Consider the following 24,143-nt stretch of genomic DNA (forward strand, 5'->3'; position numbering starts at 1 on the left):
CCAACTCACAAGACTCAACCACCACCTTGTCAGCCCGGCGCATTCTACACAGCTTTCGCTGCTTTGCAACCCCTCTTTTAAAGCTAACTTCTTGTTATCTAAGAAGTTTTCCGGGAGGTCTGCGCCGGAAGTGGTGCGCATTATAGGCCCAGCAAATTCACCGTCAAGCACTTATTGTCACTTTATTCGGCTTTCAGCGTAACTCGTGCAAAAGCCTTCTTGCCGGCCTGGCAGACGTGAACCGAACCCCGCTTAAAGGTAAAGGCGCGATCCACCACCTCGCCATCTATGCGCACGCCACCCGAACCGAGCAGATCGCGCGCACCAGCGGCATTCTTCACCAAGCCCGCCTTATTAAGGAGGGACGCAATCGGCAGATCCTCAGCAGACACCAACTCGACCTCCGGCATATCTTCCGGCAACTCGCCATCCTTCATCCGGTTACCCGCCGAACGATGCGCACCAGCCGCCGCCTCTTCGCCATGGAAGCGCGCGACGATCTCTTCAGCCAGCTTGATCTTAATGTCTCGCGGGTTGGCACCTCGCTCAACACTCGTCTTGAACTCCTCAATTTCCGCCATAGAGCGGAAGCTGAGCAGCTCAAAGTAACGCCACATCAAAGCATCGGGAATAGAGACCAGCTTGCTGTACATGACGCCCGGCGCCTCCTGGATACCGACATAGTTACCCAGCGACTTGGACATCTTCTTCACCCCATCCAAGCCCTCGAGCAGCGGCATGGTGAGAATGACCTGAGCATCCTGACCATAAGAACGCTGCAGCTCGCGCCCCATTAGCAGATTGAACTTCTGATCCGTCCCGCCCAGCTCGACATCTGCACGCAAGGCGACCGAGTCGTACCCTTGCACTAAAGGATAGAGAAACTCATGGATGGCAATCGACTGATTGGTCGAGTAGCGCTTACTAAAATCATCACGCTCAAGCATGCGCGCCACGGTGTACTGCGATGCCAGGCGGATGAAATCCGCAGGCGTCAGCTGGTCCATCCAGGTGGAGTTGAACGCCACCTCTGTCTTGGCCGGGTCAAGAATCTTGAAGACTTGCGCCTTATAGGTCTCCGCGTTGTCCAGCACCTGCTCGCGGGTCAGTGGTGGACGCGTGGCGCTTTTACCGCTCGGATCACCAATCATGCCGGTGAAGTCGCCGATCAGGAAAATCACCTGATGCCCCAGCTCCTGGAACTGCCGCAGCTTATTAATAAGCACGGTATGACCCAGATGCAGATCCGGAGCGGTCGGATCGAAACCGGCCTTAATGCGAAGCGGCTGGCCGCGCTTTAGTTTTTCGATCAGCTCAGACTCGAGCAAAACCTCTTCCGCGCCACGCTTGATCAGCGCCAGCTGCTCTTCAACCGACTTCATAACAGACCCGTTACCACCTAAAAATCAAAGGGAACCAACCATACAAGATCAGGCACTAATTACAAGTTTTGCCCCACCGTCGCACCCCAACTGACGACTGCCAAGCCCCCAAGCTTGCCTCCTGCGGGTTTTGGTTATATTTTATACAGTTATTTCATATTCATCATTTTCTTCATCTCCTATTCATCTTTTCAAAGTCAAAATCACCCTATGCCCCAGACAACCCCCAAAGCGCCTCCGCCGTACCCTAAAAGCCACATACTGGCGGCCAGCGGGGTCGCGGCGCTGCTTAGCTTGGCCTTATTGGTGTTCCCATCGCGCGAAGTAGAGGCAAAGAAGACTTACCTCGGTCTGGAGTTCGGCAACGGCTCCGAGCAGCTTGTGCAAGAGAAAGACGATCTCCGAGCAGACGCCATAGCCGCAGATGAGAGCCCCTCGCCATTTGCCACGATTGAAGGCTCCAGCGATAACCAAAACAGCGCCGGACAAGACACGAACAAGAAGAACAAAGCATCAAACCTAAGCGCTCGCGGTACCCCTCCAAGCGACCCACGCCACAAGACGATGACTGTTGCCAATGGCGATACCTTGTCCACGGTTTTCGCTAAAGCCGGCTTGTCCGCCTCAGATCTGCATGAAGTCCTCAATAGCAGCAAAGACGCCAAGCAATTTGGCCAGCTCAAAGTAGGCCAAGTGTTGGAGATGAAGCTCACCCCAGAGGGCCAGTTAGAAAGCCTGCAGAGCAAACTGAGCGACCTAGAAAGCATCAGCCTAGCCAAGACCGATAAAGGTTTTGCCTTCAAGCGCGAACTGACCAAGCCTGCCGTGCGCGCCGCCTACGCTCACGGCGTGATCGACAGCTCACTGTTTGTTTCGGCCAAACGCGCCGGCATGTCACATAACCTGACTATGGATTTGGCCAACGTATTTGGCTACGACATCGACTTCGCCCAAGATATTCGCGAAGGCGACGAGTTTGAGGTGATCTACGAAGAAAAGGTCATCAACGGTAAGCAGGTCGGCACCGGCAGTATCCTCGCCGCACGCTTTGTTAACCGCGGCAAGCCCTTCAGCGCCGTGCGTTACACCAACAAACAAGGCTCAACCAGTTACTACACCGCCGATGGCAATAGCATGCGCAAGGCCTTTATCCGCACCCCTGTGGATTTCGCCCGCATCAGCTCGCGCTTTTCCATGGGCCGGCGCCACCCGATCCTGAACAAGATTCGCGCCCACAAAGGTGTCGACTACGCTGCGCCGCGCGGCACGCCAATCAAAGCTGCGGGCGATGGCAAAGTACTGCTCGCCGGCCGCCGTGGTGGCTACGGCAATGCCGTGATCATCCAGCACGGCAATAGCTATCGCACCCTTTACGGGCACATGCAGGGTTTTGCCAAAGGCGTCCGCACCGGGGTGAGCGTCAAGCAAGGACAGGTCATCGGCTACATCGGCACCACTGGTCTATCCACCGGGCCGCACCTGCACTACGAATTCCAGGTCAAGGGTGTACACGTAGATCCGCTGGGCCAGAAAGTGGCCATGGCTGACCCGATCTCGCGCGCAGAGAAACAGCGCTTCCTGCAAATGAGCAAACCAATGATGGCGCGCATGGATCAGGAAAAAGCCACCATGCTGGCCCTGAACAAGCGCTAAACAGGATGCCGAGCTATTTAGGGGTAATGTCCGGAACCAGCTTGGACGGCCTGGACATTGCCCTACTCGAGCAGAACGACCACCCGACCCTGCTCGCGACCCATTACCTACCCATGCCAACCGAGCTGCGCGCCGAGCTGCTCGCCTTATGTGTATCGGGCCCGGATGAACTGGCGCGCGCTGCCATCGCCGAGCAGCAGTGGGTAGAGCTGGCCGCGCAAGGCATCGAGACACTACTTCACCAAGCGGGCCTGCAACCCAGCGATATTCGCGCCATTGGCAGCCACGGCCAGACCGTGCGCCATGAGCCGGCGCGCGGCTTCAGCATCCAGATCGGCAACCCGGCGCTCCTTGCCGAGCTGACGGGCATCAGCGTGGTTAGTGACTTCCGCCGCCGCGACGTGGCAGCCGGCGGCCAAGGCGCCCCCTTGGTGCCGGCCTTCCATCAAGCGCTGTTCGATGACGGTCGCAGCCGACGGGCCGTTCTCAATATCGGCGGTTTCAGCAATCTCAGCCTGCTCGAACCCGACCAGCCGGTACGCGGCTTCGACTGCGGGCCAGGCAATGTGCTGCTGGATGCCTGGATTCAGCGCCAGCAGGGCCAGAGCTTCGACCGCGACGGTGCCTGGGCGGCCAGTGGCCAGGTAGCGCCGTTATTGCTACAGGCGTTGCTCAGCGATCCGTTCTTCCAGACCCAGGGCCCGAAAAGTACCGGTCGCGAGCTGTTCAACCAAGGCTGGCTGGATCGGCATCTGGCGAACCTGCCAGCCTTTGCGCTCGAGGATGTACAGGCGACCCTGCTGGAGATGACGGCACACAGCATCACCGACGCCCTGAAAGCCGCACAGAAAGACACCGAACAGCTACTAGTGTGCGGCGGCGGCGCACATAACGGCGCGTTGATGGCGCGCCTGGCTCATCTGTTGCCGGCCTGCAAGGTCAGCAGTACCGCCGACTACGGCGTACCGCCGGACTGGGTGGAAGCCATGGCGTTCGCCTGGCTCGCGCATTGCTGCCTGGAAGGCATTCCGGCCAACCGCCCGAGCGTCACCGGGGCGAGCGGGCTGCGCGTGCTTGGCGCGATTTATCCTGCCTGACTTGCCTGCCAGCTTTCCAACAGGCAGAAACGACAACGCCGCACCTAAGGCGCGGCGTCATGCCGTACAGCCAAGTGCTTAAATCGAGAAGGATGACCCGCAACCGCAGGTGGTGGTCGCGTTCGGATTCTTGATCACGAAACGCGAACCTTCCAGACCTTCCTGGTAGTCCACCTCGGCGCCCGCCAGGTACTGGAAGCTCATCGGGTCGACCACCAAACTCACGCCTTCGCGCTCGACTATGGTGTCATCATCGGCCACTTCTTCATCGAAGGTGAAGCCGTACTGGAAACCCGAGCAACCACCGCCCGTGACGAACACCCGCAATTTCAGACGTGGATTGCCTTCTTCATCGACAAGGTTCTTGACCTTGCTCGCCGCGCCCTGCGTGAATTGCAAGGGAGTGGGTGTGAAGGATTCGACGCTCATGCTGCCTATCTCCCGGCTTTAAGCCGTCACAGTACGTTGGGACGCTGCATTATCCGCCTCCCCTAGAAAAACGGTCAACTATTGTGCGGCTCAAGCGCCGACCGGCAACCCCAATGACTCACGCCGAACCACCGAAAAGACTGCACGCTCGTCACTCAGCCACCATGTCGCGCTAGCCATAAGGCTCGCGCGACATGCGCCGGGGATCAAGGCAGCAATGCGGCGTGGGACAGGCCGAGGCGCTCATCCAGGCCAAAGAGGATGTTCATGTTCTGCACGGCTTGCCCGGAAGCGCCCTTGACCAGGTTATCGATCACCGACAGCACCACCACCAGATCGCCACCCTGTGGCCGGTGCACCGCAATCCGGCAGACGTTGGCACCACGCACGCTACGGGTCTCAGGATGGCTGCCGGCCGGCATCACATCGACGAAAGGCTCCTTGGCGTAGCGCTGCTCGAAGAGTTGCTGGAGATCGACAGACTTGTCGGCCACCGTGGCGTACAGCGTGGAGTGGATGCCACGGATCATCGGCGTCAGGTGCGGTACAAAAGTCAGCCCCACCTCGCCACCGGCCGCGCGACGCAGGCCCTGGCTGATTTCCGGCAGATGGCGATGACCCTTCACCGCGTAAGCCTTGAAGCTCTCAGACGTCTCACTGTACAGCGACCCCACGCTTGCGCCACGACCGGCGCCACTGATACCGGACTTGCAGTCGGCAATCAGCCGCGAGGTGTCGGCCAGACCGGCCTCCAGCAACGGCAGGAAACCCAACTGGGTCGCGGTCGGGTAGCAGCCTGGCACGGCGATCAAGCGCGCCTGCTTGATCTGCTCACGATTGACTTCCGGTAGACCGTAGACCGCTTCCGCCAGCAACTCTGGCGCGCCGTGCGGCTGGCCGTACCATTTGGCCCACTCCTCGGCATCTTGCAGACGGAAGTCGGCGGACAAGTCGATCACCTTGATGCCGGCGGCCAGCAACTCGCCGGCCAGCGCATGGGCGACGCCATGCGGCGTGGCGAAGAACACCACATCGCAAGCGGCCAGGGTTTGCGTATCCGGCACACTGAAGGCCAGCGAATCGTAGTGGCCGCGCAGGTTCGGGTACATCTCATCGACCTTCATCCCGGCCTCGGAGCGCGAGGTAATCACCACCACCTCAGCCTGCGGATGCTGGGCCAACAGGCGCAACAGCTCTACCCCGGTGTAGCCCGTGCCGCCGACGATACCGACCTTGACCATAACGCGCCCCTTCAACGAATCATTGGAAAGATGCCGATGATAAGGCCGCATCGGCCATGGGCCAACCTTTAGGAGTCTGTCGGGCTTGGGAGTCGTCGGCTGCAAATCGGCCGCAGCGGTTCATTTTCCGCCGTCTTTTTGTCCCATAGCGGGATATGAGCCGGCAAAGCCGGCAAAAACTGCCCTCGCTGGGGCCACTTTTCGCTTTCGACGCCCCAAACCCGACAGACTCCCGGGGTGACGTACGGGCATAACAGCCACTACTATCGGGGCACTTTCAGTTGGGAATCGCGCAATGCTCTACCTATGGCTCAAGGCCCTGCACATCATCGCCATGGTCTGCTGGTTCGCCGGTTTGTTCTACTTACCCCGTTTGTTCGTTTACCACGCCATGAGCGAGGACAGCACCAGCCGCGAGCGTTTCTGCGTGATGGAACGCAAGCTCTACCGCGGCATCATGCTGCCGTCGATGCTCGCCACGGTGGTCTTCGGCATCTGGCTGCTGCTGCTCAACCCGAGTTTTCTGAGCCAGGGCTGGCTGCATGCCAAGCTGACTCTGGTGCTGCTGCTGATCGGCTATCACCACGTCTGCGGCGCCATGCTCAAACGCTTCGCGCGGGGCGAGCAAGGCCGCAGCCATGTGTTCTATCGCTGGTTCAACGAAGCACCGGTGCTGTTGCTGCTCGCCATCGTGATTCTGGTGATAGTGCGGCCGTTCTGAGCCTGCCGACCTAATAGCCGCATGAGGTAACGCCATGTCCCTGCCCGCCCTGCTCGACCAACGCCTACGTTTACCGGTGGTCGCCGCGCCGATGTTTCTGGTCTCCAACCCGCAGCTGGTACTCGCCTGTTGCCAAACCGGCATAGTCGGCAGCTTTCCGGCGCTGAACCAGCGTGAGAGCAGCGGCTTCAAGGCCTGGCTGGAAGAGATCGAAGCCGGACTGCAGGCGGAGTCTGCGCCCTATGCGGTCAACCTGATCGTCCATCAGAGCAATCCGCGTCTACAGGCCGACCTGGCCATCTGCGTCGAACACCAAGTACCGATAGTGATCACCAGCCTCGGCGCGGTGAAGGAAGTCGTGGATGCCGTGCATAGCTACGGCGGCCTGGTATTTCATGACGTCACCACCCGTCGGCATGCCGAGAAGGCTGCCGAGGCCGGAGTCGACGGTTTGATCGCGGTGGCTGCCGGCGCCGGTGGGCATGCCGGCACCTGGAGCCCGTTCGCGCTGATCGCCGAGATCCGCCAGTTCTTCGACAAGACCCTGCTGCTCGCCGGCTGCCTGAATCACGGCCACGAAATCCTCGCCGCCCAGCTGCTCGGTGCCGACCTGGCCTACCTCGGCACGCGCTTTATCGCCACCCAGGAAAACGACGCTTCACTGGCCTACAAGCAGATGATCCTCGACGCTAGAGCCGCCGATATCGTGCACACCCCTGCCGTGTCCGGGGTGCCGGCCAGCTTCATGCGCCAGAGTCTGGAACAGGCCGGTTTCGACCTGGCGCGCCTGCAGGACAAGGGCGAGGTCAACTACGGCGAGAAGCTCAAGCCGATCAGCGACGAAGCCAAAGCCTGGAAAACCGTGTGGTCGGCCGGGCAAGGGGTCGGCAATATCCGCGACTTACCCACAGTGGAGGCGCTGGTGAGCCGTCTCGATGCCGAATACCGCGCCGCCCAGGCCCGCTCCATTCAGCTCGGCCAGCGCTGGCCGCGATAAGCCGACGTCGCCAGCGCGCCTACTGCTTATAGGGTGGCCGCTGCGCCCGCAACTGGCGGAAGGCTTGCTCGACGACTTCAGCGAACTGCGTCTATTGCGCCATAAACGGCTGGTCGGTCGCTGGTTGCCGCGGAGCATTGGCTAAAGCATCGGTTGATTTTCTGCCGCAGGCCGCTTGTCTCGTGACCTGCGCGCCTATTACGCTGTGCCCGACCTTCTCTCTCGCTGACAAGGAAGCCCGCATGACCGATGCCCGATTCAAGATCGTCTTCACTGGCGAACTAATGCCCGCGGTGACACTCGACACCGTCAAAGACAACCTCGCCCGCCTGTTCAAGAGCGACCGAGCCAAGATTGACGGGCTATTTTCTGGCAACGCCGTGGCCCTCAAGCGCGATCTGACGGCGAGCGAGGCGGATAAGTATCTGGCCGCGCTGCAGAGTGCCGGGGCAAAAGTGCGCAAGGAGCCCGATCTTGCCGCCAGCCTGAGCCTGGTGGAAACCGACGACCAGCGCACCAGCGAGCCGGAAGGCACGCCGAGCAGCAGCATGATCTGCCCCAAATGCGGCCATGAGCAGCCCAAGTCCGTTGACTGCGCGGCCTGCGGCATAGTCATCGAGAAATACCTCGCCCGCCAGGCGCAACTGGCCGAAACTGCCACTGCACCGACTAGCCCAACCGTCCCTGCCGCCAGCGCTGCCGCCCCTTCGCCGTATGCCACGCCGCAAGCCCAGGTGGGTGAGGTGTTGCCGGAGTTCGGCGAACTCAATGTCTTCACTACCGATGGCCGGATCGGCCGCCTGCGCTACTTGGCCTGGTATCTGCTGCTGTCCGTGGGCGCTGTCGCCCTGTTCGCCATCGCCGCCATGGGCTTTGCCATGTCGCAGATCATCGGTGGCGTGCTGATCGCGGCAGTCACCATCGGCATGATCGTGGTCGCGGTGCAGATGAGTGTGCAGCGCCTGCACGACATAGGTTGGTCGGGCTGGCTCTTGCTGCTCAGCATCGTGCCGATTATCGGTGGTGTGTTCTCCCTGTTGCTGCTGGTGGTGCCCGGCAGCATGGGCGCCAACCGCTTCGGCCCACCGCAGCCGGCGAACAGCACGGCGGTTAAAGTGCTGGCCGCACTCTGGCTGGTGCCGATCCTGGCGCTGCTGATTGCAGTTTTTGTCGGCGGCATTGGCATGTTCAGCGAGTTGGGCGGCGAACTCGGTCTGCCCAGCAGCTACAGCGAATCGCCCACCGACGCCGTCGAGGACTACAGCGATTACAGCGATGCGGCCGAGCCCGCCGCGCCAGCTGCTGCAACCGATGCCGAAGCGGCCGGTGCTGCAAGCGACTCCAGCGCAGAGTAACCGCCGCTTCTGGCAACCCGACACGACCGGAGCTAACCAAGGCCGGTTCGGTCACGGAGAACTTGCATGCCCCGTTACGCCCTGATTACCGGCGCCTCCAGTGGCATCGGCCTGGCCCTGGCCGAAGCGCTGGCCCGGCGCGGCCGCAGTTTGATTCTGGTGGCCCGGCAGCGCGACGCCCTGGAAAGCATTGCCTGCGAGTTGACTCAAAGGTTTGGCGTTGAGGTGTTATTCCGCGTGTGCGATCTAGGCGAGCCGATGCAGCTCTCCGGCCTGCTGCACGAACTGGAACAGGGTGAGCGGCAGATCGACTTGCTGGTGAACAATGCCGGGGGCGGCACATCCGGCCCCTTCCTGGAACAGGATTGGGGCCGTGAACGGCAGTTGATCGAGGTAAACATCCTGGCCCTGAGCCGCCTCTGCCATGCCCTGGGCAATGCCATGGCGCTGCAGGGCGGCGGGCAGATCCTCAACGTTGCGGCGGTCGCCGGCTTCCAGCCCGGTGCCTGGATGAGCAACTACTGCGCCAGCAAGGCCTATGTACTGCACTTCTCCGAAGGCTTGCGTGAAGAGTTGCAGAGTCGCGGCATTAAGGTCTCGGTACTCTGCCCCGGGCCCACCCGCACCGCCTTCTTCCGCAACGCGCAGATGGATGCCAGCAGGCTCGAAGGCAGCAAACTAATGATGGGCGCCGAAGAGCTCGCACTGCTTACCGTCAAAGCGCTGGAGAGAAATCGCGCGATCATTATTCCCGGCTGGCGCAACCGACTGCTGGCGTTCAGCCCGCGCCTGGCACCGCGCTGGCTGGTGCGCAAGATCACCGCGGCGATCAATAAGCCTTTTGTCGGCCGCGGAGCATCGCGGCTTCATCCGTAGGCTGGGTTTCGCTATGCTCTACCCAGCCTACGAATACCCGACAACCTCTCAGCCCGCGTTTACTGTACGTCCACTCGCCCACGCCCGTAGCTGCGCCAAATCCTCCGCCATCACCACCGACAGCGGCGCGGTGCTCTTGATGTTCTGCAGCAGCAAGCTCTGTTCCACCGTTTGCTGCTGGGCTTGCCCGGCATACAAGGCGCTGACCACCACCTGCTCGATTTCCGCCCCGGAGAAACCGTCGCTGGCTGCGGCCAGCTGCGCCAGATCAAAGCCCGTCGGTTCCAGCTCACGACGCGCCAGATGGATGCGGAAAATCTCCGCCCGCACCGTCGCATCCGGCAAGTCGACGAAGAACAGCTCATCGAAACGCCCCTTACGCACCAACTCCGGCGGCAGCCGGTCGATGGCATTCGCGGTCGCCACCATAAACACCGGCGCCTTGCGCTCGGCCATCCAGGTCAACAACGTGCCGAGCACCCGCTGACTGACGCCGCCATCCTGCTCGCCGCTGGCCAGGCCCTTCTCCACTTCGTCCATCCACAACACGCAAGGCGCCATCTGCTCGGCCAGCTTGAGGGCTTCACGCAGATTGCGCTCGGTCTCGCCAAAGAACTTGTTGTACAGACAGGCGAAATCCAAGCGCAGCAACGGCAAGCCCCACAGCCCGGCCACCGCTTTCGCCGCCAGACTTTTACCGCCGCCCTGCACCCCCACCAGCAGCATGCCTTTGGGCAGATCGGCGCCCTTGCCCTCAAGGAAGATGCCTTGCCGCTCGGCCAGCCAGCGCTTGAGGTTGCCCAGCCCGCCGACCTCGGCGAAGCGCGCGGTGTCGTACTCGAAACTGAGCACACCTTCCAGATCGAGCAACTGGAACTTGGTCTTGTTCAACTCCGGCAAATCTTCCTGGGTGATCGCGCCATCGTCGCAAATCACCCCGCGCGCCAAGGCCCGTGCCTCCGCATGGCTCATGCCGCGCAGGTTTTTCACCACCTGCTGCAGCGTGCGGTTGTCGGTGCGCACCCGTGTGCCGCGATTGCGCTCGCTCCAACGCGTCGCCTCCTCACGCACAATCGCCAGCAACGCCTCTTCCGCGGGCAATGCCAGGGTGAAACGCGCGGCATAGCGCTGTACTTCCGCCGGCAATTTCAGCGCATGCGAGACCAGCACCAGGGTTGGCTTGTGCGGCGCCTCGGCCATGGCGATTTCCTTGAGCAGGCGCACCAGCTTGGGGTTATCCGCGAGAAACGGATGCAGGTCGCAGAGCACATAGAGGTTCGGTTGCGGGTCGTGCTTGATCAGCTTGAGCGCCGCTTCCGGCTCGCTGGTCGGCTGCTCGCCCTGCTGCTCAGCACCGAACCCCAGGCGCTGCAGGCCCTCGGTCACCGTCCAGGTATACAGGCCGAGACCACGCTTGACCGCCAGACTGGTGAGCGTCTCCAGCACTCGCAGCTCATCCCAGGACTCGATTACCACCAGCTTGACCTTGGAGTCGAGCACCAAGCCCAGATCATGAATATCGTTCTTCACACCTACTCCTTGTGAATACCGGCTAAGGCTGGCCGGGCTTACCGTGCACCGTTAAACTCGGGGCTTCTTATCGCAAGCCGGAGAGCCGTCCGTGGACTGTCTGTTCTGCAAGATCGTCGCCGGGGATATTCCCGCGCGCAAGCTTTATGAAGATGACCAGGTGTTCGCCTTCCACGATATCGGCCCACAGGCCCCCGTGCATTTCCTGGTGGTCCCGAAACGCCATATCGCCACCCTCAATGACCTGGGCGAAGACGATAAAGCGCTGGCCGGGCATATGCTCTTCACCGCCCAGCGCCTGACCAAGGAACTGGGCTGCGACGCCGGCTTTCGGGTGGTAATGAACTGCAACGCGCAAGGCGGGCAAACCGTTTACCACATTCATATGCATGTGCTCGGTCAGCGCCAGATGCACTGGCCGCCGGGCTGATGCGGCGAGTTTTAACCCCCTCACTCACAACACTGCTATCGCTGCCGGCCTTCGCCTAATAAGGCCGGCGCAACCTCAAGCAGCCACAGCATAAGGGCTACACCCCGGGCTTGCGGGCGCTGCACGAGCTACCCCGGTCGCGACCGCTCCAGGGGATTGGAGTAAACTGCCCGCGTAGATTCTTCCGGAGGCGCCTTTATGGCTACCGAACGCCACTACTCTGCCGTTGACCGTCTGTTGCTGCAAGCCGATGCGGCGCTGCGCACGCTGCTGCCCTTCAGCGGCCAGCCCTACCGTCCGTCACCGGCGCTGGTGCAGCCCGAAGCCGAGCTGAATGCCGAAGACGCTCGGCATGTCGCCGGGCTGATGCGCATCAACCATACCGGCGAGGTCTGCGCCCAGGCGCTCTATCAAGGCCAGGCGCTGACCGCCAAGCTGCCGCAAGTGCGCACCGCCATGGAACATGCGGCCGATGAAGAAGTGGATCACCTGGCCTGGTGCGAGCAGCGCATCCGCCAGTTGGGCAGCCACCCGAGCGTGCTCAACCCGTTGTTCTATGGCCTGTCCTTTGGCGTCGGCGCTGTGGCCGGCCTGATCAGCGACCGAGTCAGCCTGGGCTTTGTCGCCGCGACTGAAGATCAGGTGTGCAAACACCTGGACGAGCATCTGACCCAGTTGCCGATCGAGGATGAAAAATCCCGCGCCATTCTCGAACAGATGCGCAGCGATGAAGCGCAACACGCCGCCAGCGCACTCGAGGCCGGCGGCTTCCGTTTCCCGGCGCCGCTCAAGTTCGGCATGAGCCTGCTGTCCAAGGTCATGACCACAAGCACCTACCGGATCTGATCCCGGCACAACGAAGAAGGGCGCCAATCGGCGCCCTTCTTCATGCTCTCAGAGATTAACGCGGCATATTGCGCGCGGAGAAGATCTCCAGCATTTCGTGCTTGACCCGAGTGGCCACCAGCTCACGTTGCGCGCTGGAAAGATTCTGCGTGGCGTCGCCGAACAGGTAGTTATCCAGTTCGAACTCCTTGAGCAGCATCTTGGTATGGAACAGGTTCTCCTGGTACACGTTGACGTCGGTCATTTGATAGGCCGCCTGCGTGTCCTCGGACAGGTAGTTCTGGATCGAGTTGATCTCGTGATCGATGAAATGCTTCTGGCCTTCCACGTCGCGAGTGAAACCACGCACCCGATAGTCGACCGTGACTATGTCCGAATCGAACTGGTGGATCAGGTAGTTCAGCGCCTTCAGCGGCGAGATCACCCCGCAGGTGGACACGTCGATATCCACCCGGAAGGTCGCGATGCCGTCCACCGGATGGATCTCCGGGTAGGTGTGCACGGTGATATGGCTTTTATCCAGGTGCGCCAGAATGGTTTCCGGCAGCGGGCCTGGTGACTCCTCGATCTGGCTGTCGGTCGGGGTGACCGGCTGCTCGGAGATCAGAATGGTCACGCTGGCGCCTTGCGGGTCGTAATCCTGGCGGGCGATATTGAGGATATTGGCGCCGATAATGTCGACAACATCGGTGAGAATCTGCGTCAGGCGCGCGGCGTCGTACTCTTCATTGATGTACTGGACGTAGGCCTGCTGGTCTTCCGGCGTTTCCGCGTAGCAGATGTCATAGATGTTGAAGCTCAAGGTCTTCGTCAGGTTGTTGAACCCGTGGAGCTTGAGTTTGCTTTTCACCGTAGGTAACTCTCTTTAGCTATGCGGCATTGCCGCGTGATCGAGCATGCCCGTCAGATGCGAACGACGCGTCTGCGTAGGACGGTTAACACCTCTTCGCGATGGCGATTTTGGTTGTTTGTGCGAGGCCCTGATTGGAAAACCAGCGCCCCTGAAAAAGGGGCGCCATTATGCAGAGGTCGGCAACCTGCTGCCAGAGTGTGCACCACTTTTGTGATGCTCGGATGTCGGCCGCCGAGTGGCGACTCAAGCGAGTTCGATGATCTCGTAATCGTGGGTGATCTCTACTCCACCACGACCGAGCATGATCGACGCCGAGCAGTACTTCTCCGCCGACAATTCAACCGCGCGCTTCACCTGCGCCTCTTTCAGGCCACGGCCCTTGACCACGAAATGCACGTGGATCTTGGTGAAGACCTTCGGCTCTTCGCTGGCGCGTTCGGCCTCGAGAAAGGCCTCACAGCTTTCCACCGCTTGGCGGGATTTCTTCAGGATGCTGACCACATCGAAGTTAGTGCAGCCACCCAGGCCGATCAGCAGCATTTCCATCGGGCGCACGCCGAGATTGCGTCCACCGTTCTCCGGCGGGCCATCCATCACCACGGCATGACCGCTGCCGGACTCACCGAGAAACAGGGCTTCGCCAGCCCACTGAATGCGTGCTTTCATTGCCACGACTCCGCTGTTAAAAAGAGCGGCCAGCTTAGCACAGCGCTATAGACGGACTTAGTCACAGCAGAGCGTCTGATAGTCATAGCGCAGATGTTAGTTACGTCGCAAAACCGCTCAGCGGCCATGAGTGTCTGTTAAGCTGGCGCCGGATTACTGGCACACTCTGGGCCGGATAACTTATAAGAAAGTGCCTGCTAGACAAAGGCTTACTTTTATTTTCTCGGGGCTAGGTCATGGTAGCGATAACACTTACACCGAAAATAAAAAACCTCGACAAGCTTCTCGCCCACTGTCACCGCCGTCGCTACACCGCCAAAAGCACCATCATCTATGCCGGCGATCGCTGTGAAACCCTGTTTTTCATCGTCAAAGGCTCGGTCACCATCCTGATCGAAGATGACGATGGCCGCGAGATGATCATCGCCTACCTCAACGCCGGGGACTTCTTCGGCGAGATGGGCTTGTTTGAAAAAGACGGCAGCGAAAAAGAACGCAGTGCCTGGGTGCGCGCGAAGACCGAATGCGAAGTGGCCGAACTGAGCTACGCCAAGTTTCGCGAGCTGACCCAACAGGATCCGGACATCCTCTACGCCCTCGGCAGTCAGATGGCCGAACGCCTGCGCAACACCACGCGCAAGGTCGGCGACCTGGCCTTCCTCGACGTCACCGGGCGCGTCGCCCGCACCCTGCTGGATCTGTGCAAACAGCCGGATGCCATGACCCATCCGGATGGCATGCAGATCAAGATCACTCGCCAGGAAATCGGCCGTATCGTCGGTTGCTCGCGAGAAATGGTCGGTCGCGTGCTCAAGGCCCTGGAAGAACAAGGGCTGGTCCACGTCAAAGGCAAGACCATGGTGGTGTTCGGCACGCGCTGAAGCGCAGAAACCAAAAGGCCGGCTGAATGCCGGCCTTGTTTATCGGTGAGGTTTAACCCCCCTCAATCGACGTCAGGGCTGGTCAGCACGCGGTGGCGCTCGGGGAAGAACAAGCGCTGCAGCTCGGCGCCGGGGTTATCCGCGCGCATAAAGGCCTCGCCGACCAGGAAACCGTAGACCTCACTGATTTCCATCAATTCGACATCCGCACGGTTCATGATCCCGCTTTCGGTCACCACCAAACGCTCACGAGGAATCCGCGGCAGCAGATCGAGGGTGGTTTCCAGGTTGACCTCGAAGGTATGTAGATTGCGGTTGTTGATGCCAATCAGCGGCGTGTCGAGGGTCTTTAGCGCCCGCTCCAGTTCATCGCCATCGTGCACCTCGACCAACACATCCAGGCCAAAATCTTTCGCCACCGCAGCCAGTTCCGCCATCCGCGCATCGTCCAGCGCCGAGACGATCAACAGCACGCAATCGGCTCCAAGGGCACGCGCCTCGACGATTTGATAGGGATCGAGCATGAAATCCTTGCGGATCACCGGCAGGCTGCAGGCTGCACGCGCCTCCTGCAGATAGCGATCGTCGCCCTGGAAGAAGTCCACGTCGGTCAACACCGACAGACAGGCTGCGCCGCCGGCCTCGTAACTTTTAGCGATCTCTGCCGGCACGAAGTGTTCACGCAGCACGCCCTTGCTCGGCGAGGCCTTCTTGATCTCGGCAATCACCGCGGGCTCTTTGCGCTTGGCGCAGGCCAGCAGCGCCTTGGCAAAACCGCGCGGCGCATCGGCCGCTCGCGCTTCGCGCTCGAGCTCCGCCAGACTGACCAGCGTGCGCCGAGCAGCCACTTCCTCGGCTTTGCGCGCGAGGATTTTTTCGAGGATGGTGGGCAGGCTCACGCTTCATTCTCCTGGCGGAACACCGCGGTCAAGGACACCAGCTCTTCCAGTTTTTCGCGGGCCAGCCCCGTGTGCAGCGCATCGTGAGCCAGGTGCATGCCTTCCTTCAGGCTGCTGGCGTGGTCCGCGGCATAGAGTGCGGCGCCGGCATTGAGGACGATCATCTCGGCGGCTTTCTGACCGTTCTCGGTCTTGCGTCGGCCGAGGGCATCGCGGATCAACTCCAGCGACGCTTGCGGCGTATCCACCGTCAAGCCGATCAGACTCTGGCTCTTGATGTCGAAGTCTTCCGGCTGGATGCAGTATTCGCTGAGCACCCCCTTGTTCAGTTCCGCTACGAAGGTGGGCGCCGCCAGGCTGATCTCGTCGAGCCCATCCTGCGCATGCACGACCAGCACATGCTCGCTGCCCAGACGTTGCAGCACTTCGGCCATCGGCCGGCACAGCGCCTGGCTGAATACGCCGATCACCTGATGCTTCACCGCTGCCGGGTTGGTCATAGGCCCGAGCATGTTGAACAGGGTCCGCAAGCCCAGCTCGCGGCGCGGGCCGATCGCATGCTTCATCGCGCCGTGATGGGCCGGCGCGAACATGAAGCCCACACCCACCGTCTCGACACAACGGGCCACCTGCTTGGGGCTGAGGTTCAGGTAAACCCCGGCGGCCTCGAGCAAGTCGGCACTGCCGCTCTTGCCGGACACCGCGCGGTTGCCATGTTTGGCCACGGTGCCGCCCGCCGCCGCGACCACGAAAGCCGCCGCCGTGGAGACGTTGAAGATATTCATGCCGTCGCCACCGGTGCCGCAGGTGTCGACCAAGCGTTCGGCGTTGATCTGCACCGGCGCGGCCAGCTCGCGCATGACCTGGGCGGCCCCGGCGATTTCGTCGATGGTCTCGCTCTTCATGCGCATGCCCATCAGGAAGGCACCGATCTGCGCGTCGGTGCACTGCCCGGTCATGATTTCGCGCATGACGTCCTGCATTTCCTCGGTACTCAGGTCGAGCTGGCTGACGATCCGGTTGAGGGCTTCCTTGATGTTCATCCGCGCACGCCTCCGTGTTGTTTGAGGAAGTTGGTAAAGAGTTCGTGGCCTTGTTCGGTAAGGATAGATTCCGGATGGAACTGCACACCCTCGATGTTCCAGGTTTTATGCCGCAGGCCCATGATCTCGTCCACCGAGCCATCTTCCCGTTGAGTCCAGGCGGTCACTTCCAGGCAGTCCGGCAGGGTTTCACGCTTGACTATCAAGGAGTGGTAGCGGGTCACCGTCAGCGGGTTGTTCAGTCCGCTGAACACGCCCTGGTTTTCGTGAACAACCGGGCTGGTCTTGCCGTGCATCACCTGGCGCGCCCGCACCACATCGCCGCCAAAGGCCTGGCCGATGCTTTGATGGCCCAGGCAAACGCCAAGGATCGGCAGCTTGCCGGCGAAGTGCTCGATCACCGCCAGCGACACGCCGGCTTCGGTCGGCGTGCAAGGGCCAGGCGAGACCACGATACGCTCGGGGTTCAGCGCTTCGATTTGCGCCACCGTCAGTTCGTCGTTGCGGATGACTTTTACCTCGGCACCCAGCTCGCCGAGGTACTGCACGACGTTGTAGGTGAAAGAGTCGTAGTTATCGATCATTAGCAGCATGGCTGGGCTCCTCAGGCGTCGGTCTTGGTGGGTTGTTCGGCTAAAGTCACGGCGCGAAACATCGCGCGACGTTTATTCAGTGTCTCTTCCCACTCCAGCGCCGGCACCGAGTCGGCGACTATGCCGCCGCCGGCCTGCACATGCAGCTCGCCGTTTTTAATCACCGCGGTGCGGATCGCAATCGCGGTGTCCATATTGCCGTTCCACGCCAGATAGCCCACGGCACCGCCGTAGACCCCACGCTTGACCGGTTCCAGCTCATCGATGATTTCCATCGCGCGGATCTTCGGCGCGCCGGACAAGGTGCCCGCCGGCAGAATCGCCCGTAACGCATCCATCGCGCTCAGCTCGCTCTTCAGCTGGCCGGTGACGTTGGAGACGATGTGCATGACGTTGGAATAACGTTCGATGACCATTTTCTCGGTGACCTTCACCGAGCCGGTCTTGGCCACCCGGCCGACATCGTTGCGACCCAAGTCGATCAGCATCAGGTGCTCGGCGAGTTCCTTGGCATCGGACAGCAGGTCGTGTTCCAGCGCCAAATCGGCCTCTTCGCTGGCGCCGCGTGGACGGGTGCCGGCGATCGGGCGGACGGTGACCAGGTTGTCCTCGACCCGTACCAGCACTTCCGGCGAGCTGCCCACCACGTGGAAGTCGCCGAAGTTGAAGAAGTACATATAGGGCGTCGGGTTGAAGCAGCGCAGCGCCCGGTAGAGATCGATCGGCGCCGCCTTGAAGTCGATGGACATGCGCTGCGACGGCACCACCTGCATGCAGTCGCCGGCGAGGATGTATTCCTTGATGGTGCCCACCGAGCGTTCGTAGTCCTCACGGGTGAAGCTGGAGCGGAACAGCGGCTCGGCGCCCGATTCCTGGGTGAAGTCCAGACCACGCCGGGGCGTGATCGGCTGACGGAGCTTTTCCAGCAACTCTTCCAGACGCGCCCGGCCATTTTCGTAGGCGTTGGCCTCGGCCGGGTCGGCCAGCACTATCGCGTGCATCTTGCCGGCCAGGTTGTCGAACACCACCACCGCGTCGGAGACCATCAAGAGGATGTCGGGATTGCCCAGCGGATCGGGGTTCGGGCACTTGCCCAGACGCTTCTCCACATAGCGCACGCAGTCGTAGCCGAAATAGCCGACCAGGCCACCGTTGAAGCGCGGCAGCCCCGGGATGCTCGGCACCCGGTAGCGCGCCTTGAACTGCTCGACGAAGGCCAGCGGGTCTTCCGCTTCCAGCCGCTCGATCTCGACGCCATCCTGGCTCACGCTGATCTGCTGCTCATGCACGCGCAGCACGGTGCGGCACGGCAGGCCGATGATCGAGTAACGCCCCCATTTCTCCCCGCCCTGGACGGACTCGAGCAGATAGGAGTTGGGTTGGTCGGCCAGCTTCAGGTAGATCGACAGCGGGGTGTCGAAGTCGGCCAGGGTTTCGCAGGCAAGCGGGATACGGTTATAGCCGGCAGCGGCTAAACGCAGGAATTCTTCGCGGGTCATGAATCAGCCTCGTGGCTTGAGGGTAAAAGCCTATCTAATATCTGCTGCGCTTGGTGAGGCGGCGTTTCGCCTTGCCTGACCTGCGCTCGCGACGATCTTAGATTAGGTTTAGGTCGGATAGGCAAACGCGCCGGCGAACCGGCCAGGATCGAATCAGGCGCGCCAACGCCAACGGGCCAAGGCCTTGAGGATTTTCATCCCTGACTGTATGAACCCTGACTTCACGAACCAGTGTTTGCGGGTGACCACCACGATGGAATCTCTTGGGCGGGGGGATTGAGTAGTGTCGGGCAACGTTAGCGCAGCGGCTGGCTCGAAGCAACCAGGCAGCAGCTCGCGCAGATCATCGATCACTAGCGCCGGCGACTCTTCGGCAATCGGCCGGCCGTGGTTATAACCGTAACTCATGGCCACGCAGGACACGCCGGCGGCTTTGGCGGCCAGCACGTCGCTGCGCGAGTCACCGATAAACAGTGCATCTTGCGCATTGACTTCGGCCATTTTCATCACCTGCAGCAGTGCCGTCGGGTCGGGCTTCTGTTGCGGCAGGGTATCGCCGCCGATGATCCAACGGAAATAGCGACCGATGCGCATTTCATCCAGCAGCGGCGCGACGAAACGCTCCGGCTTGTTGGTGATCAGCGCCATTTCGACGCCCTGCTGCTTCAGCCACTTCAGCGTTTCGCGCACGCCAGGATAGAGCAGGGTCAGGCCATGGCTGTCGGCATAAGCCTCCATAAACACGGCCAGGGCTTGCTCGGTCTCGGCTTCGCCCACTGCCCCATGCTGCAGATCGCCGGCCAGGGCGCGCCGCACCAGCACCCGCGCGCCATTGCCGACCCAGTTGCGCACCCGCTCGATACCCGCGGCCGGCCGGCCGAGGGTCAGCAGCATCTGATCGATAGCCGCCGCCAGATCCGGCGCCGAGTCGACCAAGGTGCCGTCCAGGTCGAACATCACCAGCCGCGGCAGGCGACCGGGGAGCAACCGATGGAAACCACTCATCCGCGCGCGCGCGCCAGTTCTTCACGCATTTGCTGGATCACTGCGGCGTAGTCCGGCGTATTGAAGATGGCGGAGCCGGCGACAAAGGTGTCGGCACCGGCGGCGGCGATTTCGCGGATGTTCTGCACATTCACCCCGCCGTCGATTTCCAGGCGAATCTCACGCCCGGAGGCCTCGATCAGCGCTCGCGCTTCGCGCAGTTTATCGAGGGTGCCGGGAATGAACTTCTGCCCGCCGAAGCCAGGGTTGACGCTCATCAACAGGATCATGTCGACCTTGTCCATCACGTACCTCAGGCTTTCCAGCGAGGTGGCCGGATTGAACACCAGGCCGGCCTTGCAACCGCCGTCCTTGATCAACTGCAGCGAACGATCGATATGGCCGCTGGCTTCGGGATGGAAGGTGATGTAGCTGGCACCGGCCTCGATGAAGTCGCCGATGATGCGGTCGACCGGCGAAACCATCAGGTGCACATCGATCGGCGCGGTGATGCCGTACTTGCGCAGTGCCGTGCAGACCATCGGGCCGATGGTCAGGTTGGGCACGTAGTGGTTGTCCATCACATCGAAATGGACGATGTCGGCGCCGGCGGCGAGGACGTTGTCGACCTCCTCACCCAGGCGGGCGAAGTCGGCGGAGAGAATCGACGGAGCAATAGCGAAGGGCTGCATGGCGCACCTCAGAGCGAAATCACAGTGGCGCGCATTGTAGCCTGAGTCGGTCGATCAGGCGGTTGTCATGTGTCAGTGGCGGGCCGGCAACTTTGCTCGCAGGCCCGCCTTCACAGTCGCAGACCAGCCCCTACAACGGCGGACTCAGGCGTCACTCGGGCGGCGCGATACGCAGCTGCTCGCTACGCCCACGCAGCCACTCCAGGGTCAGCAACAGCACCACGGAGAAGCCGATCAGCAAGGTCGCCGCCGCGGCGATGGTCGGGCTGAGGTTCTCGCGGATACCGCTGAACATCTGCCGCGGCAAGGTGGCTTGCTCGGGGCCGGCGAGGAACAGCGTCACCACCACCTCGTCGAACGAGGTGGCGAAAGCGAACAGCGCCCCAGAGATCACCCCGGGAGCGATCAGCGGCAAGGTCACCTGGAAGAACGCCGTCAGCGGCGCGGCGCCGAGGCTGGCCGCCGCGCGCACCAGGTTGTAGTTGAAACCCTGCAAGGTGGCCGACACGGTGATGATCACGAACGGTACGCCGAGCACGGCATGCACCAGAATCAGCGATATATAGCTGTTGCCCAACCCCAGCGGCGCGAAGAACAGGTAGCTGGCCACACCGACTATCACCACCGGCACCACCATCGGCGAAATCACCAGGCTCATCACCAGCGCCTTGCCGCGAAACTCACCGCGGGTCAGGCCGATCGCCGCCAGGGTGCCGAAGACCATCGCCAGCACGGTCGCCGCCGGGGCGACGATCATGCTGTTCTTCAACGAGCGCATCCATTCGGCCGAGGCGAAGAAGTCCTGGTACCAGTGCAGCGAGAAGCCCTGCAGCGGATAGACCAGGAAACTCCCGGAGTTGAACGACAGCGGCACTATCACCAGCACCGGCAAGATCAGGAACAACAGCACCAGGCCGCAGAGGATGCGCAGCGTGTAGAACCAGACGCGCTCGATGGGGGACAGGTAAGGACTGAGCATTTCGACTTCTCCTTAAACAGACGGCTTAGCTCAGGCGCAGGCGGCTCGCGCCCACCAGCCAGCTGTAAACCACGTAGAGCACCAGGGTGGCGAAGAGCAGCAGGCCGCCGAGGGCCGTGGCCATGCCCCAGTTGATGCTGGTGTTGGTGTAGAACGCGACGAAGTAGCTGACCATCTGGTCGGTCGGGCTGCCGAGCAGCGCCGGGGTGATGTAGTAACCAATCGCCAGGATGAACACCAGCAGGCAACCGGCGCCGACACCGGCCAAGGTCTGCGGGAAGTACACCCGCCAGAAGCTGGCGAACGGATGGCAGCCGAGGGAAATCGCCGCCCGCATATAGGTCGGCGAGATGCCCTTCATCACGCTGTAGATCGGCAGGATCATGAACGGCAGCATGATGTGCACCATCGAGATGTACACCCCGGTACGGTTGAACACCAGCTCCAGTGGCTTGTCGATCAGCCCCAGGCCGAGCAACGCGCCATTGATCAAACCGCCCGATTGCAAGAGCACGATCCAGGCGGCCACCCGCACCAGAATCGAGGTCCAGAACGGCAGCAGCACCAGGATCATCAACAGGTTGCTCTGGCGTGACGGCAGGTTGGCCAGCAGATAGGCCAGCGGATAGGCCAGCACCAGGCAGATGGCGGTGATCACCAGGCCCATCCAGAAGGTGCGGGCGAAAATATCCAGGTAAATCGCCTGATCCGGCGTGGCCGCTGCCAGCTCGCCGAGGTCGTCGATGCGATGATCGACCGCCGCCAGCAGATAAAACGGGGTGACGCTGCGGGTGTTGCGGCTGATCGCCTGCCAATAGGCAGGGTCGCCCCAACGCTCATCGAGAGCTTGCAGCGCCTCTTTATAAGAGGCCGGCTCGGTTTTGAACGGTAGCGCCCGGGCGGTTTTCGCCATCAGGCTGCGGTAACCGGCCAATTCCATATTCAGACGCTTGGACAGATCGCCCAGGGTCTGATTCTTCCGCGCCTCGGCCAGGTCCAGGCTCAGCGCCTGGTAGGCCGGTTCGCCAGGCAAGGCCTTGCCATCCCAACTGGCGACCGCCTCGAGGGTGCGTGGCAGCGTGCCAACCACTTCGCTGTTACCGACGCTCTTGTAGAGCAGCGCGACAATCGGCACCAGAAAGATCAGCAGCAGAAACAGCACCAGCGGCAGAATCAGCGCCTGGGCCTTCAAACGGTTCAGCCGCTCGGCACGCGCCAGACGTTGTTTCAGGGTGGGGCCGGCGACCTCGGTCAAGGGCACTGCGATGGCCATAGCGAACTCCGGAAAACGGGTGGCCTGAGCCACCAGAAATAAAATCTACTCGTCGTCCCCGCGTAGGCGGGGACCCAGTTCTCGAGTTTTCTGGGCTCCCGCCTGCGCGGGAGTGACGATACTGCGGTCGCGTAGCCGGCATTGCTCCGGCTACGCGACCCGACCTACTTGGCCGCCCAGGAGTTGAAGCGCTGCTCCAGTTGCTCGCCGTAGTCGGCCCAGAAGGTGACGTTCATGGCCACCTGGTTCTCGATGTTTTCCGGGGTGGTCGGCATGTCTTTCAACAGCGACTTATCCAGCAGCGGCACGGCCTGCTTGTTCGCCGGGCCGTAGGCGATGTTTTCCGAATAGATCTTCTGTTGCTCGGGCTTAACCGAGAAGGCGATGAACTTCTGTGCTTCGGCCGAGTTCTTCGCGCCTTTCGGGATGGCCCAGGCGTCGAAGTCATAGATGCCGCCGTTCCACACCACCTTCAGGTTGCTTTCCTTCTGTACGGCAGCGATGCGGCCGTTGTAGGCCGAGCTCATCACCACGTCACCGGAAGCCAGGTACTGCGGCGGCTGGGCGCCGGCTTCCCACCACTGAATGCTCGGTTTCAGCTGATCGAGCTTCTTGAACGCGCGGTCGACGCCCTCTTTGGTCGCCAGCACGCTGTAGACGTCCTTCGGCGCCACGCCATCGGCCATCAAGGCGAATTCCAGGGTGTACTTGGCGCCTTTACGCAGGCCACGCTTGCCGGGGAATTTCTCGGTATCCCAGAAATCCGCCCAACTGGTCGGCGCGCTTTGCAGCTTGTCGGCGTTGTAGGCGAGCACCGTAGACCAGACGAAGAAGCCCACGCCGCAAGGTTGGATGGCCCCCGGCACGAAGTCTGCGGGATTACCGAACTGGGCCGGGTCGAGCTCTTCGAACATACCCTCGTCACAGCCACGGGCCAACTCCGGCGACTCCACTTCGACCAGATTCCAGGACACGCTCTTGGTGTCGACCATGGCTTTCACCTTGGCCATCTCGCCGTTGTATTCACCGGCGATGATTTTGCCGTTGCCGGCCGCCTCCCAGGGTGCGTAAAACGCTTTGACCTGGGCGTTCTTGTTCGCCCCGCCAAAGGAGATGACGGTCAGGTCGGCCGCCATGGCCTGAGCGGCGCAAGCCAGCCCGAGAGCCAGGGCGGTGAGTTTGAGAGATTTATTCATTGTTGTTTTCTCCACAGTTCAGGTTGGT

24 protein-coding genes are annotated in these 24,143 nt (G+C 61.5%); 9 read left to right on the forward strand and 15 right to left on the reverse strand.

Going from position 1 to position 24,143, the window contains the following annotated elements; genetic code table 11:
* Nucleotides 1-182: 182 nt before the first annotated feature.
* Entirely contained in the window at nucleotides 183-1,382 is a 1,200-nt protein-coding gene (gene tyrS, locus FFS12_RS18100; RefSeq protein ID WP_137888884.1) for a tyrosine--tRNA ligase, read from the reverse strand.
* 210 nt (nucleotides 1,383-1,592) lie between these two features.
* Here tyrS and FFS12_RS18105 point away from each other — a divergent pair, with 210 nt between their 5' ends.
* A complete protein-coding gene (locus tag FFS12_RS18105; protein WP_137889069.1) occupies nucleotides 1,593-3,035 on the forward strand; it encodes a peptidoglycan DD-metalloendopeptidase family protein in 1,443 nt (480 codons plus the stop codon).
* Between the two features lie 5 nt (nucleotides 3,036-3,040).
* Nucleotides 3,041-4,132 carry an anhydro-N-acetylmuramic acid kinase gene (locus FFS12_RS18110; protein WP_137888886.1) on the forward strand — a complete coding sequence of 364 codons (1,092 nt, stop codon included), beginning with the start codon at nucleotides 3,041-3,043 and terminating at the stop codon, nucleotides 4,130-4,132.
* A gap of 78 nt (nucleotides 4,133-4,210) precedes the next feature.
* Here the strand turns inward: FFS12_RS18110 and erpA are convergent, their stop codons facing one another.
* Together erpA and argC are read right to left on the reverse strand one after the other, a co-directional pair.
* Complete coding sequence (erpA, locus tag FFS12_RS18115) at nucleotides 4,211-4,561, reverse strand: iron-sulfur cluster insertion protein ErpA (RefSeq protein ID WP_119952572.1); 351 nt, start codon at nucleotides 4,559-4,561, stop codon at nucleotides 4,211-4,213.
* 206 nt (nucleotides 4,562-4,767) lie between these two features.
* Nucleotides 4,768-5,802: an N-acetyl-gamma-glutamyl-phosphate reductase gene (gene argC / locus FFS12_RS18120; RefSeq protein ID WP_137888888.1), complete on the reverse strand. Its 1,035-nt coding sequence runs from the start codon at nucleotides 5,800-5,802 to the stop codon at nucleotides 4,768-4,770.
* A gap of 295 nt (nucleotides 5,803-6,097) precedes the next feature.
* On the opposite strand from argC, the gene hemJ reads away from it, so the two are divergent.
* From hemJ to FFS12_RS18140, 4 genes are all read left to right on the forward strand, one after another.
* On the forward strand, nucleotides 6,098-6,523 hold the full coding sequence (gene hemJ, locus FFS12_RS18125; RefSeq protein WP_137888890.1) for a protoporphyrinogen oxidase HemJ: 426 nt from the start codon (nucleotides 6,098-6,100) through the stop codon (nucleotides 6,521-6,523).
* Nucleotides 6,524-6,557: 34 nt separating this feature from the next.
* On the forward strand, nucleotides 6,558-7,520 hold the full coding sequence (locus FFS12_RS18130; protein ID WP_137888892.1) for a nitronate monooxygenase family protein: 963 nt from the start codon (nucleotides 6,558-6,560) through the stop codon (nucleotides 7,518-7,520).
* A 242-nt stretch (nucleotides 7,521-7,762) separates the two neighbouring features.
* Nucleotides 7,763-8,875, forward strand: coding sequence for a DUF805 domain-containing protein (locus FFS12_RS18135; RefSeq protein ID WP_137888894.1), 1,113 nt, complete (start codon nucleotides 7,763-7,765; stop codon nucleotides 8,873-8,875).
* A gap of 66 nt (nucleotides 8,876-8,941) precedes the next feature.
* Nucleotides 8,942-9,751, forward strand: a complete 810-nt coding sequence (locus FFS12_RS18140; RefSeq protein ID WP_137888896.1) for an SDR family oxidoreductase — start codon at nucleotides 8,942-8,944, stop codon at nucleotides 9,749-9,751.
* Nucleotides 9,752-9,799: 48 nt separating this feature from the next.
* On the opposite strand, the gene FFS12_RS18145 is transcribed toward FFS12_RS18140, so the two are convergent.
* Entirely contained in the window at nucleotides 9,800-11,281 is a 1,482-nt protein-coding gene (locus FFS12_RS18145; RefSeq protein ID WP_137888898.1) for an AAA family ATPase, read from the reverse strand.
* A gap of 91 nt (nucleotides 11,282-11,372) precedes the next feature.
* Between FFS12_RS18145 and FFS12_RS18150 the strand changes: the two genes are divergently transcribed.
* A complete protein-coding gene (locus FFS12_RS18150; RefSeq protein WP_137888900.1) occupies nucleotides 11,373-11,711 on the forward strand; it encodes a histidine triad nucleotide-binding protein in 339 nt (112 codons plus the stop codon).
* 198 nt (nucleotides 11,712-11,909) lie between these two features.
* Nucleotides 11,910-12,557, forward strand: a complete 648-nt coding sequence (gene coq7 / locus FFS12_RS18155; RefSeq protein WP_137888902.1) for a 2-polyprenyl-3-methyl-6-methoxy-1,4-benzoquinone monooxygenase — start codon at nucleotides 11,910-11,912, stop codon at nucleotides 12,555-12,557.
* Between the two features lie 55 nt (nucleotides 12,558-12,612).
* Here coq7 and speD read toward each other — a convergent pair whose 3' ends face one another.
* Nucleotides 12,613-13,407: an adenosylmethionine decarboxylase gene (speD, locus tag FFS12_RS18160; RefSeq protein WP_137888904.1), complete on the reverse strand. Its 795-nt coding sequence runs from the start codon at nucleotides 13,405-13,407 to the stop codon at nucleotides 12,613-12,615.
* Nucleotides 13,408-13,653: 246 nt separating this feature from the next.
* Nucleotides 13,654-14,076: an OsmC family protein gene (locus tag FFS12_RS18165; protein WP_137888906.1), complete on the reverse strand. Its 423-nt coding sequence runs from the start codon at nucleotides 14,074-14,076 to the stop codon at nucleotides 13,654-13,656.
* 236 nt (nucleotides 14,077-14,312) lie between these two features.
* Between FFS12_RS18165 and crp the strand changes: the two genes are divergently transcribed.
* Entirely contained in the window at nucleotides 14,313-14,957 is a 645-nt protein-coding gene (gene crp / locus FFS12_RS18170; protein ID WP_137820038.1) for a cAMP-activated global transcriptional regulator CRP, read from the forward strand.
* Between the two features lie 62 nt (nucleotides 14,958-15,019).
* Here crp and trpC read toward each other — a convergent pair whose 3' ends face one another.
* The 9 genes from trpC to FFS12_RS18215 form a co-directional block, all read right to left on the reverse strand.
* Complete coding sequence (gene trpC / locus FFS12_RS18175; protein WP_137888908.1) at nucleotides 15,020-15,856, reverse strand: indole-3-glycerol phosphate synthase TrpC; 837 nt, start codon at nucleotides 15,854-15,856, stop codon at nucleotides 15,020-15,022.
* Complete coding sequence (gene trpD, locus FFS12_RS18180; RefSeq protein WP_137888910.1) at nucleotides 15,853-16,899, reverse strand: anthranilate phosphoribosyltransferase; 1,047 nt, start codon at nucleotides 16,897-16,899, stop codon at nucleotides 15,853-15,855. The genes trpC and trpD overlap by 4 nt, the downstream gene beginning before the upstream one ends.
* Nucleotides 16,896-17,492 (reverse strand): aminodeoxychorismate/anthranilate synthase component II, encoded by a 597-nt coding sequence (locus FFS12_RS18185; protein WP_137888912.1) that lies wholly within the window; start codon nucleotides 17,490-17,492, stop codon nucleotides 16,896-16,898. Before FFS12_RS18185 ends, trpD begins: the two co-directional genes overlap by 4 nt.
* 11 nt (nucleotides 17,493-17,503) lie before the next feature.
* A complete protein-coding gene (gene trpE, locus FFS12_RS18190) occupies nucleotides 17,504-18,991 on the reverse strand; it encodes an anthranilate synthase component I (protein ID WP_137888914.1) in 1,488 nt (495 codons plus the stop codon).
* Between the two features lie 153 nt (nucleotides 18,992-19,144).
* Nucleotides 19,145-19,996: a phosphoglycolate phosphatase gene (locus FFS12_RS18195; protein ID WP_137888916.1), complete on the reverse strand. Its 852-nt coding sequence runs from the start codon at nucleotides 19,994-19,996 to the stop codon at nucleotides 19,145-19,147.
* Complete coding sequence (gene rpe, locus FFS12_RS18200) at nucleotides 19,993-20,667, reverse strand: ribulose-phosphate 3-epimerase (RefSeq protein ID WP_137888918.1); 675 nt, start codon at nucleotides 20,665-20,667, stop codon at nucleotides 19,993-19,995. The genes FFS12_RS18195 and rpe overlap by 4 nt, the downstream gene beginning before the upstream one ends.
* 151 nt (nucleotides 20,668-20,818) lie before the next feature.
* Nucleotides 20,819-21,646 (reverse strand): ABC transporter permease, encoded by an 828-nt coding sequence (locus tag FFS12_RS18205; RefSeq protein ID WP_137888920.1) that lies wholly within the window; start codon nucleotides 21,644-21,646, stop codon nucleotides 20,819-20,821.
* Between the two features lie 25 nt (nucleotides 21,647-21,671).
* The gene (locus FFS12_RS18210; RefSeq protein WP_137888922.1) at nucleotides 21,672-22,919 is read right to left on the reverse strand and encodes an ABC transporter permease; all 1,248 of its coding nucleotides are present in this window, start codon (nucleotides 22,917-22,919) and stop codon (nucleotides 21,672-21,674) included.
* Nucleotides 22,920-23,083: 164 nt separating this feature from the next.
* The gene (locus FFS12_RS18215) at nucleotides 23,084-24,115 is read right to left on the reverse strand and encodes an ABC transporter substrate-binding protein (protein WP_137888924.1); all 1,032 of its coding nucleotides are present in this window, start codon (nucleotides 24,113-24,115) and stop codon (nucleotides 23,084-23,086) included.
* Nucleotides 24,116-24,143: the final 28 nt, after the last annotated feature.

The organism is Pseudomonas sp. 2FE (assembly GCF_005503735.1).
Taxonomy (GTDB): Bacteria; Pseudomonadota; Gammaproteobacteria; order Pseudomonadales; family Pseudomonadaceae; genus Aquipseudomonas.

What these genes read in the sequence shown, in the direction of transcription:
- FFS12_RS18195 (WP_137888916.1), bottom strand. Translation starts at nt 19,996, where the DNA reads ATGAGTGGTTTCCATCGGTTGCTCCCCGGTCGCCTGCCGCGGCTGGTG.
- FFS12_RS18105 (WP_137889069.1), top strand. Translation starts at nt 1,593, where the DNA reads ATGCCCCAGACAACCCCCAAAGCGCCTCCGCCGTACCCTAAAAGCCAC.
- FFS12_RS18185 (WP_137888912.1), bottom strand. Translation starts at nt 17,492, where the DNA reads ATGCTGCTAATGATCGATAACTACGACTCTTTCACCTACAACGTCGTG.
- FFS12_RS18205 (WP_137888920.1), bottom strand. Translation starts at nt 21,646, where the DNA reads ATGCTCAGTCCTTACCTGTCCCCCATCGAGCGCGTCTGGTTCTACACG.
- tyrS (WP_137888884.1), bottom strand. Translation starts at nt 1,382, where the DNA reads ATGAAGTCGGTTGAAGAGCAGCTGGCGCTGATCAAGCGTGGCGCGGAA.
- hemJ (WP_137888890.1), top strand. Translation starts at nt 6,098, where the DNA reads ATGCTCTACCTATGGCTCAAGGCCCTGCACATCATCGCCATGGTCTGC.
- FFS12_RS18140 (WP_137888896.1), top strand. Translation starts at nt 8,942, where the DNA reads ATGCCCCGTTACGCCCTGATTACCGGCGCCTCCAGTGGCATCGGCCTG.
- rpe (WP_137888918.1), bottom strand. Translation starts at nt 20,667, where the DNA reads ATGCAGCCCTTCGCTATTGCTCCGTCGATTCTCTCCGCCGACTTCGCC.
- erpA (WP_119952572.1), bottom strand. Translation starts at nt 4,561, where the DNA reads ATGAGCGTCGAATCCTTCACACCCACTCCCTTGCAATTCACGCAGGGC.
- FFS12_RS18165 (WP_137888906.1), bottom strand. Translation starts at nt 14,076, where the DNA reads ATGAAAGCACGCATTCAGTGGGCTGGCGAAGCCCTGTTTCTCGGTGAG.
- crp (WP_137820038.1), top strand. Translation starts at nt 14,313, where the DNA reads ATGGTAGCGATAACACTTACACCGAAAATAAAAAACCTCGACAAGCTT.
- argC (WP_137888888.1), bottom strand. Translation starts at nt 5,802, where the DNA reads ATGGTCAAGGTCGGTATCGTCGGCGGCACGGGCTACACCGGGGTAGAG.
- FFS12_RS18210 (WP_137888922.1), bottom strand. Translation starts at nt 22,919, where the DNA reads ATGGCCATCGCAGTGCCCTTGACCGAGGTCGCCGGCCCCACCCTGAAA.
- FFS12_RS18215 (WP_137888924.1), bottom strand. Translation starts at nt 24,115, where the DNA reads ATGAATAAATCTCTCAAACTCACCGCCCTGGCTCTCGGGCTGGCTTGC.
- FFS12_RS18110 (WP_137888886.1), top strand. Translation starts at nt 3,041, where the DNA reads ATGCCGAGCTATTTAGGGGTAATGTCCGGAACCAGCTTGGACGGCCTG.
- trpD (WP_137888910.1), bottom strand. Translation starts at nt 16,899, where the DNA reads ATGAACATCAAGGAAGCCCTCAACCGGATCGTCAGCCAGCTCGACCTG.
- FFS12_RS18135 (WP_137888894.1), top strand. Translation starts at nt 7,763, where the DNA reads ATGACCGATGCCCGATTCAAGATCGTCTTCACTGGCGAACTAATGCCC.
- FFS12_RS18130 (WP_137888892.1), top strand. Translation starts at nt 6,558, where the DNA reads ATGTCCCTGCCCGCCCTGCTCGACCAACGCCTACGTTTACCGGTGGTC.
- coq7 (WP_137888902.1), top strand. Translation starts at nt 11,910, where the DNA reads ATGGCTACCGAACGCCACTACTCTGCCGTTGACCGTCTGTTGCTGCAA.
- trpE (WP_137888914.1), bottom strand. Translation starts at nt 18,991, where the DNA reads ATGACCCGCGAAGAATTCCTGCGTTTAGCCGCTGCCGGCTATAACCGT.